This window comes from Cryobacterium sp. M91 (assembly GCF_002929615.1).
Classification (GTDB): domain Bacteria; phylum Actinomycetota; class Actinomycetes; order Actinomycetales; family Microbacteriaceae; genus Cryobacterium; species Cryobacterium levicorallinum.
On sequence record NZ_PJJT01000088.1, the window covers coordinates 101,699 to 115,569 of the forward strand.

Genomic DNA, 13,871 nt, shown 5'->3' on the forward strand with positions numbered 1-13,871 from the left:
GGTTGTTCGAAATGGCACAGAGCCTAAATGGCACAGAGTCGAAATGGCACAGAGCCTAAATGGTACAGATTTCAGGTCTCGCCGAGCAGGCGGGAGAGGTACCGGGCGACGGCGCGTACGGCCGCCATATTGTTGGAATAGTCCATGCGGGTCGGCCCGAGCACGCCCAGCCGGGCCAGGTTGCCGCCTGCGGTATAGCCGCTGGTCAGCACGCTCGCTTCCGGTAGGCCGAAGGCCGCATTCTCCCGGCCGATACTCACCGAAACGCCGTGCTGGTCGGTCTCCATCTCGCCGAACAGCCGCAGCAGCACGACCTGTTCTTCGATGGCTTCGAGTACCGGATAGATGCTGCCGGAGAAGTCGTCTTCGGTGCGCACCAGGTTTGCGGCCCCGGCCATGACGAGCTTCTCCTGACGGTTGGCCCCGACCTGGTCGGCGACGGTGCGCGTGATCAGGTCGACGATCGGCTGCAGCGCCGGCGATCCCGGCCAGACGCTCACGGCGAGGGCAACGCTCGCCTCGGCCATGCCCAGTCCAACGACCGTGACGTTGAGTCGGGCGCGCAGTTCGCCGAGCGTCTGCTCGTCGAATGCTCGCGGCAGGTCGATGACTCGCTGCTCGACCCCGCCGGAATCGGTGATCAGCACCGACAGGATGCGCGTCTCGGTCAGCGGCACTAACTCGATGTGCCGAACCCTGGCGCGGGACAGCGAGGGGTATTGCACGAGCGCGACCTGGTGGGTGAGCTGCGAGAGCAAACGCACGCTGCGCACGAGCACCTCGTCGAGGTCGGCGGAGTGACCCAGGAAAGTTTCAATGGCCTGACGCTGGGCCGGGGTCAGCGGACGCAGGTCGGCCAGGTGGTCGACGAAGACCCGGTACCCCTTATCCGTCGGGATGCGCCCCGAGGAGGTGTGCGGCGCCGCGATGAGCTCTTCTTCTTCGAGCAGGGCCATGTCGTTGCGAATGGTCGCGGCGGAAACACCGAAGGAATGCCGGTCGACGATGGATTTGGAGCCGACGGGTTCGCGGGACGCGACGTAGTCCTGCACGATGACGCGCAGCACATCGAGCCCACGGTCGGAAACCATTTCGCCCGCCTTCCTCTTTTTCCGGTCCAGCTTCAATTAAGCGGATGCCCCGGGTCGGCGCGCGTCAAGCGCACCGGAACGCAGGTTTGCCGGCACGTCGTTGGCACTCGCATCCACTGACTGCCAATACTATCGCGACCGGCCGTGTTCCGGCTGAGCGCACCCATTGCCAGTATCGCGAACCGAGCGTTTAATTACCGCTATACGCTCCCCCCGGAGTTCAGTGAAAGGCACGATCATGAGCGATCCACAGGCACAACCTCCCGGTGATTCCAACTACCGTGACCCTAATGCTGGGCAGCCGCCGTATGGCCAGCAGCCCGGTACGGGCAGCCCATACGGCACCCCTACAGCCGCAGCCCCACTCTCGGAGGCCGACGACCGACAATGGGCCTCGTTTGCGCACCTCGGCGGCATCCTGAGCTTTCTTCCGTCGCTGATCATTTGGCTGGTCTTCAAGGACCGCGGCCGCCTCACCAATACCGAAGCGAAGGAGGCGCTCAACTTTCAGATCACCCTCGTGATCGGATACGTCGCGATAAATGTCGTCTCGTCCATCCTGGCGATCGTCACCTTCGGAATCGGCGGCCTGCTCATCGGCCTGACCTGGCTGCTCTGGGTGGCCGGAGTCATCTTTTCGATCATTGGGTTTCTGAAGGCCAAGGACGGCCAGAACTACCGGTATCCGGTCGCGATTCGCCTGATCAAGTAGCGCGCGGCCCGGTCCAATACGCATCTCGGACGGTTAGTCTGGAGGGGTCTGGCCTGGCTTGTCCGACCCCACACAGTGCTATTGCACGCAGTGGTTCTTCCCTGGATGTCGTCGGCAACCCATCGCCAGATCCACCGCGACCAAACCGACCACGCTCGAACAGGAGACCGCATGTCCGAGAACGATTCACGCACAAATCCGTATGAATCCACCCCGCCGCAAAACCCGTACGCGCAGAGCGTCCCGCCGGCGCCGATGAGTCCGGCCGACGAGAAGATGTGGGCGACCCTGATTCACGTCGGCGGTATCCTCTTCGCCTTTGTTCCCGCACTCATCGGCTATCTCGTGCTGCGCGATCGTGGGCCGTTCATTCGTGCCCACAGTGCGACGGCTTTGAACTTTCAGATCACCCTGATGATCGTTTATGTGGTGGGCACCGCGTTGACGGCAATCCTGATCGGCTACCTGATTGTGCCGGTGGCCTGGGTGCTCGGCATCATCTTCTCGATCCTCGCCGCACTCGCGGCCAACCGCGGCCAAGGGTATTCCTACCCGCTGACCATCAGATTTTTCAGCTAGCGCACGCTCTTAGTCGCTCAGCCGACGCACCACGGCGTCGGCCAGAAGCCGTCCGCGCAGGGTCAGTTCAATGGTCCCGGCGAGGGCAGCTTTGGCGTTGACGAGCTCATCGGCGATCAGGCCGGCCACCTCTCGGCGTCCGTCCGCGGACAGCGATGCGACCGGGATACCGGTGCGGATGCGGCTCTGCAACAGGATGCGCTCGAGTTCGCGGGTGGGCGCATCGAGCGTTTCGCGACCGGCGGCCGGGGACAGGCCGCCGAGCATCCGCTCTGAATAGGCTGCGGGATGTTTGACGTTCCACCAGCGCACCCCGCCGATGTGGCTGTGGGCGCCGGGGCCGATGCCCCACCAGTCCTGGCCGGTCCAGTAGGCGAGGTTGTGGCGGGAGCGGTGCGCGTCGCTCGTAGCCCAGTTGCTGACCTCGTACCAGTCATAGCCGGCGGCGGCAAGCAGTTCGTCGGCGAGTTCATAGAAGTCGGCCTGTTGGTCGTCGTCGGTCGGGGCGATCTCGCCGCGGCGAATCTGCCGCGCGAGTTTGGTGCCGTCTTCGACGATAAGCGAATAGGCGCTGAGGTGGTCTGGGTGCAGGCTGAGCGCCTGTTCGAGGCTGGTGCGCCAGTCGGCGAGCGACTCTCCCGGCGTGCCGTAGATGAGGTCGAGGCTCACGTCGAGGCCGGCAGCGCGGGCCCATTCCACCACGAGGGGCACCCGCTCCGGGTCGTGGGTGCGTTCCAGGGTCGCCAGCACGTGCGGCACGGCGGACTGCATGCCGAAGGAAACCCGGGTGAATCCGGCCTCCGCGAGGGCGCCGAGGTAGGCGGCATCGACCGAGTCGGGGTTCGCCTCGGTGGTTACTTCGGCGTCGTCGGTCAAGCCCCACTGGTCGCGCACGGCGCCGAGCATTTTCGCCAGGTCGGTGACCGGCAGCAGCGTGGGTGTGCCTCCCCCGAAGAACACCGTTGCCACCGGGCGTTCGGGCACGCCCGATGCAGTGAGGATGCGCCCAGCGGCCTCAACCTCGAGCACCGCTTGGCTGGCGTAGTCGCTCTGCTTGACGCCGCGCAGTTCGGTCGCGGTATAGGTGTTGAAATCGCAGTAGCCGCAGCGCACCCGGCAGAACGGCACGTGCAGGTAGACGCCGAAATCGCGTTCAGCGGCGTTGACGGCTGCCGAGGCCGGCAAAAGGCCGTCGTCGGGTGCCGGGTCGCCGATGGGGTGGGGTCCGGCCATGGGTGGTGCTCCAGTACGTTCTATTTGATCGCACCCGCGGGGTGCAAAGCCCGCAGATACAACTTGGTGAATTTGGCCTGCTGAAAGCGCAGCACCGGCCAGGCCAGTCGGTAATACCAGGTGCTCGGCCGCGAAAAGGAGCGGATCGTCAACCAAACCGAGTCGTCCTCGCGGTGCTCGACGATGAAGGATTCCTCACCACTCTCCGGGTGGCCGGCCAGGGTGCCGTAGGCGAACCCGATGCGCGCGGCCTCGTCGATCACGTAGACGACCCGCACCGGCGCGGTCAAGCCGATCGGTCCAACCCGCATCTTGAGTGTGGCCGTCATACCGTTCGCAATATACGGGGTGCCATCCTCAGCGAAGGTCGCTTCATTGACCGGATGCTGCTGCCCGACCGCCGGCGTGCCGTCGGGTTGAAAGGTCACCGGGGTGTACTGCACGCCGGTTCCGTTTTCGAGGTCGGTCACCTCCATGCCGCTGCCGCGCTGGATTCCCCACGTCATCAGCAACTTGGTCGCGGCTTCAAAGCGTTCCGGCGAACTGCCGAGCCTGACGCTCTGCTCCATCGGCCGGTAGCCCTTGGGCGGATAGCTCATCAGGTCGGGCGCTAGCGTACCGCCGATGGCAGCGTAGCTGACGGCGGCATCGGTGAAGGTGGCCCTGCGCATCCGCTTTACTTCTTGTCTTTGGTCTCGATGTCGCCGCTGAGCGCGGCGATGAAGGCTTCCTGGGGAACTTCGACCCGGCCGACCATCTTCATGCGTTTCTTGCCCTCTTTCTGCTTCTCCAGCAGCTTGCGCTTGCGCGAGATGTCACCGCCGTAGCATTTGGCCAGCACGTCTTTGCGCATCGCCGAGATGCTCTCGCGGGCGATGATGTGCGCGCCGATCGCGGCCTGGATGGGCACCTCGAACTGCTGGCGCGGAATCAGTTTGCGCAGGCGCCCGGTCATTAGCGCGCCGTAGGCGTAGGCCTTGTCGCGGTGAACGATGGCGGAAAACGCGTCGACCTGCTCGCCCTGCAGCAAAATGTCGACCTTGACCAGGTCGGCTTCCTGCTCGCCGGAGGGTTCGTAGTCGAGCGAGGCGTAGCCGGCGGTGCGGCCCTTGAGCATGTCGAAGAAGTCGAACACGATCTCACCGAGCGGCATCGAATAGCGAATCTCGACGCGGTCTTCGCCGAGGTATTCCATGCCGAGCAGGGTGCCACGGCGACTCTGGCAGAGCTCCATAATGACGCCGACGTAGTCTTTCGGGGCGAGAATCGCGGCTTTGACCATGGGTTCGAGCACCTTGGCGATTTTGCCGGTGGGGTATTCGCTCGGGTTGGTGACCGTGATGGTGCGCTTGTCGTCGGTGGTGACCTCGTAGGGCACGCTCGGCGCCGTGGTGATGAGGTCGATGTTGAATTCACGTTCGAGGCGTTCGGTGATGATCTCGAGGTGCAGCAGGCCGAGAAACCCGCAGCGAAATCCGAAACCGAGGGCGACGGATGTCTCCGGCTCGTAGCCGAGGCTGGCGTCAGACAGCTTGAGTTTGTCCAGTGCTTCGCGCAGCGCCGGATAATCGCTGCCGTCGATCGGGTACAGGCCGGAGAACACCATGGGCTGCGGTTCGTCGTAGCCGGGCAGGGCGTCGGTCGCCGGGCGCACTGCGGTCGTGATGGTGTCGCCGACCTTGGACTGGCGCACGTCTTTCACACCGGTGATCAGGTAGCCGACCTCGCCGACCTTGAGGCCCTTGCTCTCCACCGGTTCGGGCGAGATGACGCCGATCTCGAGGATCTCGTGCGTCGCCTTGGTCGACATCATCTGAATTTTTTCGTGCGCCTTCAGATGGCCGTCGATCATGCGCACGTAGGTGACGACGCCGCGGTAGCTGTCGTAGACCGAGTCGAAAATCATGGCGCGAGCGGCGGCATCCGGGTTACCCTTCGGCGCCGGAATCATCGTCGTGGCGAGGTTCAGCAGCTCTTCAACACCGGCGCCGGTCTTGCCGGAGACACGCAGCACGTCTTCGGGGCGTCCGCCGATGAGACTCGCGAGTTCGCGGGCGTACTTCTCCGGGTCGGCGGCCGGCAGGTCGATCTTGTTGAGCACCGGAATGATCGTGAGGTCGTTTTCGAGGGCCAGGTAGAGGTTGGCGAGGGTCTGGGCTTCGATGCCCTGGGCAGCGTCGACCAGCAAGATGGCGCCCTCGCAGGCGGCGAGGCTGCGGGAGACCTCGTAGGTGAAGTCGACGTGGCCGGGGGTGTCGATCATGTTGAGGGCGTAGGTGACGCCGTCCATTTCCCACGGCATACGCACGGCCTGGCTCTTGATGGTGATGCCGCGTTCCCGCTCGATGTCCATGCGGTCCAGGTACTGGGCACGCATGGAACGCTCGTCGACGACGCCGGTGATCTGCAGCATCCGGTCGGCCAGGGTCGACTTGCCGTGGTCGATGTGGGCAATGATGCAGAAGTTGCGGATGAACTCGGGGGCCGTGGCGGCCGGTTCCAGCGCGTGAAGGGCTCTCGGTGACATAGTGCGTCTATTCTTCCATGCTCGGCCGTGTTGTACCGTCTCCACACTGGTATCAGAGATATCCGACGCATACAATACATGTATCGCAGGGAGGATTTTTTCATGGCCATTTCGATCAGACTCTCACCCGAAGACGAAGCCCGGTTGCAGGCCCTCGCCACGAAGACCGGTCGCTCCAAGACCTTTTACGTGCGCGAAGCCATCCACGCGCACTTGGACGACCTCGAGGAGCGTTACTGGGCCGACGGGGTGATTCGAACATGGGAGGCGTCGGGCAGAGAAACGCGTCCGGCAGCCGAGCTCTGGGCTGAACTCGGCCTATGAGCCATCGCGCATGAAACGCTGGCGGCTGGAGACCACGCCGGAGTTTGACCGCGCAGCACGTAAAATCGACCGCCAGTCGCTCCGACGCATCAAGGACTACCTGGACGATATTCTCGAACTCGACGACCCGCGCGACCGCGGCAGGGGGCTGACCGCGAATCTCTCTGGTTATTGGCGTTATCGAATCGGACACTATCGAGTGATCGTCGAATTCCACGACGACGTGCTCGTCATCGTTGCGATCGGACTCGGTCACCGATCCGACATCTACCGAAACGACTGACCCTGGCCCCGGGTCAGGCTGAGGCGCGGTCGGCTCGTTTGACGACCTGGCCGAAGCCGTCGCTGTGCCGGTAGACCGGGGTGCCGTCGATGAGCACCAGTTCGGCGCGGGAGGTGAGGTCGAGCGGGTCGCCAGACCAGATCACGGCGTCGGCGTCGGCGTCGAGGCCAACGGTGAGGAATCCGACCCGGGAGTCGAGCCCGAGAATCACGGCCGGGTTGACCGTGAGGGCCTCGAGCGCCGTCTGCGCCGGCAGCCCGTCCTTCACGGCCAGGGAGGCCTGGTGCACGTGCTGGTCCCAGGCGAGTTCCCCGGAGAGCACCCGGGCCAGGGCCTCCTGGCCGAGGTCCCGGGTAAAGGGATCGCCCTTTTCGGCGGCGGCATCGCGCGCCTGCACGTAGTTCCGGGCATCGACGACGGCCGGGCGGATGATCAGACTGACGCCGAGGTGAGTGCTCGGGGTCTGCTTCTTCTCACCGTAGATCCGCTTCGGGTTCTCTCCGCGGGCTCTCTTGATGTTCACCGAGTCGCTGATCACCTGCTCGTCGATGGTTCGACCGCCCGAGCTCTTGATTGCAACCGACTGGCCGCCGATCGGATTGCCGGAGCCGGGCTTGACCACGATCGTGCTGACTCCGCCGGAGAGCGCGTCGCGAAAGCCCTCGTCATCGATGTTGATGGCGTCGATGGCACGGACAGCAGCCATGTTCGGGCCGGTCATTTCGTTGGTGTCGTTGCCTGCCCATCCATTCGCCGCTTCGTGGATGCCCACGTGGCCGTGCGCCTCGATGAAGCCGGGCAGCACCTACTTGCCGGTCGCATCGATGACCTGCGCGCCGATTGGAACGGTCAGGTCGGCGCCGACAGCGCTGATGCGACCGTTCTCGATCAGCACGGTGCCGTTCGCGATCGTTTCGCCGATTACCGGCACAACGCGAGCATTGATGATGGCGGTCAACGTGGTCGTGAGTGCAGATGTCATCGCTCCAGCCTCGGCATGCGCTGTGATCGGGGCTGACTAGGCTCGCGGGCATGGAGATTCCCGAGTCACGCGTACCAATTTTGCTCGTTCACGGTATCCGTGCCTCGGCCACGATGTGGCGGTATCAGGAGAAGAAGCTGCGTGCCGCCGGGCACCGGGTTCTCGCGATTGATCTGCCCGGCCACGGGCAGCGGATGACGGAGCCGTTCACGGTGCCGGCCGCGCTCACCGCCATCGACGACGGGGTGGCGGCGCTCGGTGGCAGTGTGCTGCTGGTCGGGCTCTCGCTCGGCGGCTACTACGCCGTCGCCTATGCCGCAGAGCACCCCGATCGGGTAGCCGGGCTGATCGCTGCTGGCTGTAGCGCAGTTCCCAGGGGCGCTTTGCTCGAGGGCTATCGGCTGCTGGCCCGAATGATTCACCGCCTACCCGATCGGGGCTTGTGGCTGCACGAGGGACTGGCGCGCCTCCTTCTACCTGCGGCCGGGGCGCGCGATGTACTCGCGGGCGGCGCCGCACTCGACGTGATGGATTCCGGCCTGCAGGCGACCTCGACGCTGACTCCCCTGGCCAGCCTCGCGGCGTATCCCGGCCCGATCTGGCTGGTCAACGGTGCCCTCGATCACTTTCGGCTGAACGAGCGGCGCTTTCTCTCCGCCTGCCGCAACGGGACGGTCGTCGTGGTGCCGGGAGCAACGCATCTGTCGAGCCTGGCCCAGCCGGAGCGCTTCACGGCGATCCTGTTGGGGGTCGCCGGACAGGTGTCGCTGGCGAACTGAGGCCGCGGCATCCGCTTGCCGCGGCCGATCTGGGTGCCCGAATGCACTCATGGCACACCGCACCCGCGTGAGCGCGCCCGAGACCGGTGCGCGCTACGGCAACTAACGAACCGGCGTAGCGGTTACCCATATCGGGCGCGGTCATGCGCACGGAGGGTACAGCGGCATCCGCTCGCGCGAGCGAAAAGGGGTTTCCCCGACCGGGCGAGTTTTGGGGCGGGGCGAATTGCTGGTAGCGTTACTGGTTGGCTTGCGTGTTGGGTCCCACCCCGCACGATTTTCGCCGCAGAAGCGCCCTCTACCGCTGAGCGGCTGTCCGTACTAGAACCTAACGAAAGCGTAAAAAACGTGGCAAATATCAAGTCGCAGATCAAGCGAATTGGCACCAACAAGAAGGCCCAGGAGCGTAACAAGGCCGTCAAGAGCGAGTTCAAGTCCGCGATCCGCGCGACTCGTACCGCAATTGCCGCTGGCGACAAAGACAAGGCCGTCGTCGGTCTCGCCTTTGCTTCCAAGAAGCTCGACAAGGCCGTCAGCAAGGGTGTAATCCACCAGAACCAGGCTGCGAACAAGAAGTCCGCCATCGCGAAGGCTGTCGGCGCACTCGTCTAATCGACGCTGGATCCACCCGCACCTGCTGTCTGCGTCGGCTCGTTAGAGCGGATGCTGCACCTCGTGGCACATAAGTCCCCGCCCCTCGGCGGGGACTTTTTGTGTCCCTGGAAACCCGTCCGGTCAGCAGTGGCGCTGTCCCTGCGTCTCGAATTGACCACAAACTCTGTAACGCAGTGGTCCATTACTCGGCGTGTATTGCGGTCAACCGCGCAGGTTGAACCAGGCTCAGCAGCCCCGAGGCCCGCTCGTTGCCGGTGGCACTAGCCCTCGCCGCGGCGCGCGATCACGCCGATGAGGCGCTCGAGAGCGTAGACCGGGTCGCGACCCGCACCCTTCACCGCGGCATCCGTTTCGGCGAGCACGAGGATGCAACGGGCAAGGCCCTCGTCGCTCCAGCCGCGCAGGTCCTTCTGGGCGCGCTCCACCTGCCAGGGTGCCAGACCGAACTGGGCACCGAGCTGGGCAGAGCCGCCGCGGGCTCCGAAGACCTTCGCCATGGTGCGAATCTTCATAGCGAAGGCCGCGACGATCGGCACCGGATCGGCCCCGGAGGTGAGAGCGTGCCGCAGGGTGACGAGGGCCTCGCCATTGCGGCCGGCGATGGCCCAGTCTGCGACCTTGAAGGCGTTGGTTTCAACCCGACCGCCGTAGTAACGATCGACCGTGGTTTCGGTGACCTCGCTCGTCGCGTCTGCGATGAGCTGCTGGCAGGCGGTGGAGAGTTCGGCCAGATCGTCGGAGAACGCGGCGACAAGCTGCCGCAGCGCACTCGCGGTGACGCGTTTGCCGGCCGCCTTGAACTCGTTCGACGCGAATTCGTACTTCTCGGTGTCTTTCTTGAGCTCGGTACAGACCACCTCGATGGCGCCACCGAGTCCGCTGCGAATGGTGTCGAGCAGCTTCTTGCCCCGTACTCCCCCGCCGTGTCGCAGCACCACGTAGGTGTCATCGGCCGGGTTCTCGAGGTAGTCGAGCGCCTCGGCGAGAAAGGTGTCGCTGCACTTCTCGACGTTGCTGACCCGAATCAGCCGCGGCTCGCCGAACAGGGACGGGCTCGCCAGGGTGAGCAGCTCACCGGGGGCGTAGCTGTCGGCCTGCACGTCGCTGATTTCAAGGCTGGGATCTTCAAGTTTGAGAAAGTCGCGGAGCTGACGGATGGCGCGTTCCGCGAGAAACGTTTCGGTCCCCGAGACGAGCACGATCGGTGCCGGACGCACCTGGTGCCAGCCGAGCTGGGGAATGACGGTGCCCTTGGCCGCGCGGGCGGGGGCTGCCTTGCCGGAGCGGGAGCCGGTCGTGGCGGGTCGTGCAGCCAAAGCGCTCTCCTTGGGTGTCATGCGGGTGGTCGATCAAGCCTAACGCGCACGACTGACCCTCCCGGCAGCATCCGGGGCAGCCGTCGGCGGCACGGGCGGCCCGCGGTCGGTAATCTTCTCCGTCCAGAGCACGAGGGTGCCGTTGTCCCCTGGCGCAACCACCGCCATCCCCTCCCGGTCGGTGCGCACGGACACGGTTTTCACCGAAGCGAGAACGTTGAGCAACGCGTCGGTGGGATGCCCGTAGGTGTTTGTCGCGCCGACCGAGATCAGCCCCACCCGGGCCCGCAACTCGGCGTACAGCTCGGGGCTCTGATCGGCCGAGCCATGGTGGGCGACCTTCACGACGTCGACCCGGCCGGGCGGCGAGACCCGCCGCAAGGCATTCTGCGATTCCTCGCCGAGATCTCCGAGAAAAATCGAACGGATGCCCCGCCCTTCGAACACAATGGTGATGCTTCCCGGGTTGCCCGCCTGCATCGTCGTGGCTCCACGGACGGGCCAGAGTATGTTCCAGCGCAGTCCGCCCAGCGTGCCGGCATCACCCCGAGCCGTCTGACGCACGACGGCTCCACCAGCGGCGAGACGCTCGTGCAGGCGTTCGTCCTGCGCGTTCTCCGGCTGCCCGACCAGGGCGGTATCGACCTTGCCGATGACAGCATCCACCCCGCCGATATGGTCGAGGTCGTAGTGGGTAAGTACGAGCAAATTGATGCGACTGATGCCAAGGGTGGCCAGGCAGCTCGCGAGCAGTTTCGGGTCGGGACCGACGTCAACCAGACCGTACCGATCACCATCGCGCACGACGACGGCGTCGCCCTGCCCAATATCGCAGGCCGCAATCTGCCAGTTCGCCGGCAAGGAGGCGGCCCGGCCGGTTCCGGTGCCGATCAGCGCCCCGGCGTAACCTCCGAAGCCGACCAGCAGCACGGCGAGGACCGCCGCCGGCCAGCGGGCGGGGCGAGCTGCCGGGCCGCGCAGGACGACCACGAGCGTGAGCAAGGTGACGACTGAGAGCAGCAATACGCCGGGCACTCCGCCGGGCCACGGCAGGCGGGTGCCCGGCAGCGTCGACGTGGTCTGGGCCACGGCGGCGATCCACGCCGATGGCAGCCAGGCCAGGGCGAGCAGGCCCGACGCTACGCCCGAGAGCACCGGCAGGGTCAGGCAGGCGATCAGCCCGACCACCGTAGCGACCGGCGCGGCGGGACCAGCGAGAATGTTGGCCGGCACCCCGTACAGCGGCAGGCTGGGGCTCAACAGAATGAGCACGGGCTGGCAGGCTAGTTGGGCGGCCAGGGGAATGGCGATGACGGCGGCCAGGGCCAGCGGCATCCACTGGCTGAGCAGCCGGCTGAGCGGACCGGCCAGAATGAGGAGCCCCGCGGTCGCGAGCACGGACAGCGCAAAGCCGTAGTTGCGGGCCAGCCACGGGTCGCTCGCGAGCAGTCCGATCACCACGATGAGCAGGGTGGGCACGCCTCGCCCGGGCCGGCCGGCGCCGATCGACGCGAGAGTGAGGGTGGCCATGACCGCCGAGCGCAGCACGCTCGGCTCGGGTGTGACCAGCACGGTAAAGCCGAGCAGCGTCGCCAGTGACAGCAGAATGCGCCAGCTCCGACCGAGCCGCAGGTAGCCGCCGAGCAGCATGATCGCGGCGATAACGATGGCACAATTGGCCCCGGAAACGGCGGTCAAGTGGCTCAGGGAGCTGGTTTTCATGGCTTGATCGAGGTCGGGGCTGACCGCGCTCGTGTCGCCGATCGCCAGGCCGGGGAGCAGGTCTCCCCCGTCACCGGGGAGGCTCGTCGCGGCCGCCGCGAACCGAGCGCGGAGCTCGTTCGCCCACTGCAGCCACCAGGGCGGAGACTCGGCTACCTGAGCGGGGTCGGTGGCAAACAGCAAGGCGACCGCCGCGTCGCCCGGATCTGTCGGGCGCAGGGTGCCCCGCAGGCGCAGGCTGGTGCCGATCTCGGGTTCGTCGCCTCCCCCGGCCGCCTCGGCGAACACCACCACCGGGGTCGACACCCTCGTCGATTCGCCGCGCAGGTCCAACTGCGTGAGCGTGGCCCGGTAGCGCACCCGCCCCGACGTACCGCCGCCGATGAAAGCTTTGGCTGGTACCGGAACCGACCAGACGGTGACCGTGACCGTGAGCGTCGCGTGCGACTCCGCGGCGGCGCGCACCTCCGGCGGCAGGCGAACCGGCGCCCATACCCCGACGGCAGTGGCGACAAGAGCCGCCGCCGCACAGCAGAGCACGATGCTGCCGCCCAGCGTCTGCCAGCGGTCACCCGGCCGAGGTGACGTTCCGGGGGTAGTACGACCCCGCCGACGGGACGCTGCATTCTGCTCCACGGCCCGCCCAGCAGCACGACCGCTGGCCAGCACAACGCTCGCACGATCGGTTGCCGATCGAACTGGCTGCGGCGCATCGGCCCCCAGCACGACGGAATGCGCCGGCATCCGTTTCATCACGAGGATGCCAGCCGTCATCCCAGCCGCTGCCCACAGCACCAGGGCGATGGACCAGGCGCCCTCTGGCGCTCCGATCAGCAGCCCTGCAGTAAGCCACGCGGCCAGGGCCGGAAGCGCCAGCCGCAGGTCGAGGCTCATACCGTAATGAGGTCTTTGAGCGCCTCGAACGTTTTATCGCCGATTCCCGTGACATCGCGCAGGCCGTCCACGCTGGTGAATCGCCCGTTAGCCGTGCGAAAGTCGATGATGCGCTGTGCCATGGTTGGGCCGATGCGGGGCAGGGAGTCGAGATCTGCGAGCGTCGCCGAGTTGAGGTTGACCTTGGCGGCGGGCGCGCCAGCTCCCCCGGAGACGGCCGCCGCTGGGACGCCCGGCGGCACCTCGCCCTGCCGCGGCACGTAGAATTGCTCGCCATCGCTCACAACCCGGGCAAGATTAACCCCGGCAGGGTCGGCCTCGGCGCTCAGCCCGCCGGCGGCGGCGATCGCATCCATGACCCGGGCGCCGTCCCGCAACTCGAACAGGCCGGGCCGGGCGACCGCCCCCAGAACGTGCACGAAGATGATCGCGTCCGTGGCAGAGTCATTCGGCGCTGTGCTCTCACCGGCATCAAACGGCTCGAGGCTGCCGCCCGTGGGGATCGATAGCGTTTCCGAGCTGACCGTGCGCTGCCCCGCCTGCTGGCCCACCGCCGACACGATGACGGCGACCACGAGGGCGAGCAGCAGGAGCACGACGGCCGCTCCCACGCCGACTCGCAGTCGGGGACGTCCCGGCGCGGCCGGAGCGAGGCGCTCCAGATCGAGGGGGAACCGGTCGGGCTGCATGCTCGCAGGCTAGGCCGCGCGAAGCATCCGTTTCTGGTCGGATGCCCCATCTGTGCACAGAGAAAGCAGGACGGTCCTGTGGAGAAGGCCCCGGCCGATCCTGCGAGGGATCGACCGCGGCCCGA

Annotated in this window: 13 protein-coding genes and 1 pseudogene; 6 read left to right on the plus strand and 8 right to left on the minus strand. The window is 66.1% G+C overall.

Annotation, left to right across the window (positions count from 1 at the left end; all coding sequences use genetic code 11):
• Positions 1 to 71: 71 nt before the first annotated feature.
• Positions 72 to 1,091, minus strand: a complete 1,020-nt coding sequence (gene hrcA / locus CXY80_RS13795; RefSeq protein WP_092448499.1) for a heat-inducible transcriptional repressor HrcA — start codon at positions 1,089 to 1,091, stop codon at positions 72 to 74.
• Positions 1,092 to 1,329: 238 nt separating this feature from the next.
• On the opposite strand from hrcA, the gene CXY80_RS13800 reads away from it, so the two are divergent.
• A complete protein-coding gene (locus tag CXY80_RS13800) occupies positions 1,330 to 1,803 on the plus strand; it encodes a DUF4870 domain-containing protein (protein ID WP_104132836.1) in 474 nt (157 codons plus the stop codon).
• Between the two features lie 171 nt (positions 1,804 to 1,974).
• Positions 1,975 to 2,382 (plus strand): DUF4870 domain-containing protein, encoded by a 408-nt coding sequence (locus tag CXY80_RS13805; RefSeq protein WP_233195382.1) that lies wholly within the window; start codon positions 1,975 to 1,977, stop codon positions 2,380 to 2,382.
• Positions 2,383 to 2,391: 9 nt separating this feature from the next.
• On the opposite strand, the gene hemW is transcribed toward CXY80_RS13805, so the two are convergent.
• The 3 genes from hemW to lepA are packed head-to-tail and all read right to left on the minus strand — an operon-like array spanning position 2,392 to position 6,142.
• Entirely contained in the window at positions 2,392 to 3,615 is a 1,224-nt protein-coding gene (gene hemW / locus CXY80_RS13810; RefSeq protein WP_092448497.1) for a radical SAM family heme chaperone HemW, read from the minus strand.
• Positions 3,616 to 3,635: 20 nt separating this feature from the next.
• Positions 3,636 to 4,286, minus strand: a complete 651-nt coding sequence (locus tag CXY80_RS13815; RefSeq protein ID WP_092448496.1) for a DUF1990 family protein — start codon at positions 4,284 to 4,286, stop codon at positions 3,636 to 3,638.
• 5 nt (positions 4,287 to 4,291) lie between these two features.
• Positions 4,292 to 6,142, minus strand: a complete 1,851-nt coding sequence (gene lepA, locus CXY80_RS13820) for a translation elongation factor 4 (protein WP_092448495.1) — start codon at positions 6,140 to 6,142, stop codon at positions 4,292 to 4,294.
• Between the two features lie 102 nt (positions 6,143 to 6,244).
• Here lepA and CXY80_RS13825 point away from each other — a divergent pair, with 102 nt between their 5' ends.
• Positions 6,245 to 6,466: a TraY domain-containing protein gene (locus CXY80_RS13825; RefSeq protein WP_092448494.1), complete on the plus strand. Its 222-nt coding sequence runs from the start codon at positions 6,245 to 6,247 to the stop codon at positions 6,464 to 6,466.
• 10 nt (positions 6,467 to 6,476) lie between these two features.
• Positions 6,477 to 6,749, plus strand: a complete 273-nt coding sequence (locus CXY80_RS13830; RefSeq protein ID WP_092448493.1) for a type II toxin-antitoxin system RelE/ParE family toxin — start codon at positions 6,477 to 6,479, stop codon at positions 6,747 to 6,749.
• 13 nt (positions 6,750 to 6,762) lie between these two features.
• On the opposite strand, the pseudogene CXY80_RS13835 reads toward CXY80_RS13830, so the two are convergent.
• A pseudogene (locus tag CXY80_RS13835) lies at positions 6,763 to 7,731 on the minus strand (amidohydrolase family protein).
• Positions 7,732 to 7,781: 50 nt separating this feature from the next.
• Between CXY80_RS13835 and CXY80_RS13840 the strand changes: the two are divergent.
• The gene (locus tag CXY80_RS13840) at positions 7,782 to 8,510 is read left to right on the plus strand and encodes an alpha/beta fold hydrolase (RefSeq protein WP_092448492.1); all 729 of its coding nucleotides are present in this window, start codon (positions 7,782 to 7,784) and stop codon (positions 8,508 to 8,510) included.
• 348 nt (positions 8,511 to 8,858) lie between these two features.
• On the plus strand, positions 8,859 to 9,122 hold the full coding sequence (gene rpsT, locus CXY80_RS13845; protein ID WP_092448491.1) for a 30S ribosomal protein S20: 264 nt from the start codon (positions 8,859 to 8,861) through the stop codon (positions 9,120 to 9,122).
• Positions 9,123 to 9,385: 263 nt separating this feature from the next.
• On the opposite strand, the gene holA is transcribed toward rpsT, so the two are convergent.
• Genes holA through CXY80_RS13860 form a run of 3 tightly spaced genes read right to left on the minus strand, consistent with a single transcriptional unit; the run spans position 9,386 to position 13,746 of the window.
• Positions 9,386 to 10,441, minus strand: a complete 1,056-nt coding sequence (gene holA, locus CXY80_RS13850; protein ID WP_233195383.1) for a DNA polymerase III subunit delta — start codon at positions 10,439 to 10,441, stop codon at positions 9,386 to 9,388.
• Positions 10,442 to 10,480: 39 nt separating this feature from the next.
• Positions 10,481 to 13,057 (minus strand): ComEC/Rec2 family competence protein, encoded by a 2,577-nt coding sequence (locus CXY80_RS13855; RefSeq protein ID WP_104132838.1) that lies wholly within the window; start codon positions 13,055 to 13,057, stop codon positions 10,481 to 10,483.
• On the minus strand, positions 13,054 to 13,746 hold the full coding sequence (locus tag CXY80_RS13860; protein WP_104132839.1) for a helix-hairpin-helix domain-containing protein: 693 nt from the start codon (positions 13,744 to 13,746) through the stop codon (positions 13,054 to 13,056). The genes CXY80_RS13855 and CXY80_RS13860 overlap by 4 nt, the downstream gene beginning before the upstream one ends.
• Between the last annotated feature and the right edge of the window lie 125 nt (positions 13,747 to 13,871).

Coding starts and splice junctions, on each gene's coding strand:
- hrcA (WP_092448499.1), bottom strand. CDS start 1,091: ATGGTTTCCGACCGTGGGCTCGATGTGCTGCGCGTCATCGTGCAGGAC.
- CXY80_RS13800 (WP_104132836.1), top strand. CDS start 1,330: ATGAGCGATCCACAGGCACAACCTCCCGGTGATTCCAACTACCGTGAC.
- CXY80_RS13805 (WP_233195382.1), top strand. CDS start 1,975: ATGTCCGAGAACGATTCACGCACAAATCCGTATGAATCCACCCCGCCG.
- hemW (WP_092448497.1), bottom strand. CDS start 3,615: ATGGCCGGACCCCACCCCATCGGCGACCCGGCACCCGACGACGGCCTT.
- CXY80_RS13815 (WP_092448496.1), bottom strand. CDS start 4,286: ATGCGCAGGGCCACCTTCACCGATGCCGCCGTCAGCTACGCTGCCATC.
- lepA (WP_092448495.1), bottom strand. CDS start 6,142: ATGTCACCGAGAGCCCTTCACGCGCTGGAACCGGCCGCCACGGCCCCC.
- CXY80_RS13825 (WP_092448494.1), top strand. CDS start 6,245: ATGGCCATTTCGATCAGACTCTCACCCGAAGACGAAGCCCGGTTGCAG.
- CXY80_RS13830 (WP_092448493.1), top strand. CDS start 6,477: ATGAAACGCTGGCGGCTGGAGACCACGCCGGAGTTTGACCGCGCAGCA.
- CXY80_RS13840 (WP_092448492.1), top strand. CDS start 7,782: ATGGAGATTCCCGAGTCACGCGTACCAATTTTGCTCGTTCACGGTATC.
- CXY80_RS13855 (WP_104132838.1), bottom strand. CDS start 13,057: ATGAGCCTCGACCTGCGGCTGGCGCTTCCGGCCCTGGCCGCGTGGCTT.
- CXY80_RS13860 (WP_104132839.1), bottom strand. CDS start 13,746: ATGCAGCCCGACCGGTTCCCCCTCGATCTGGAGCGCCTCGCTCCGGCC.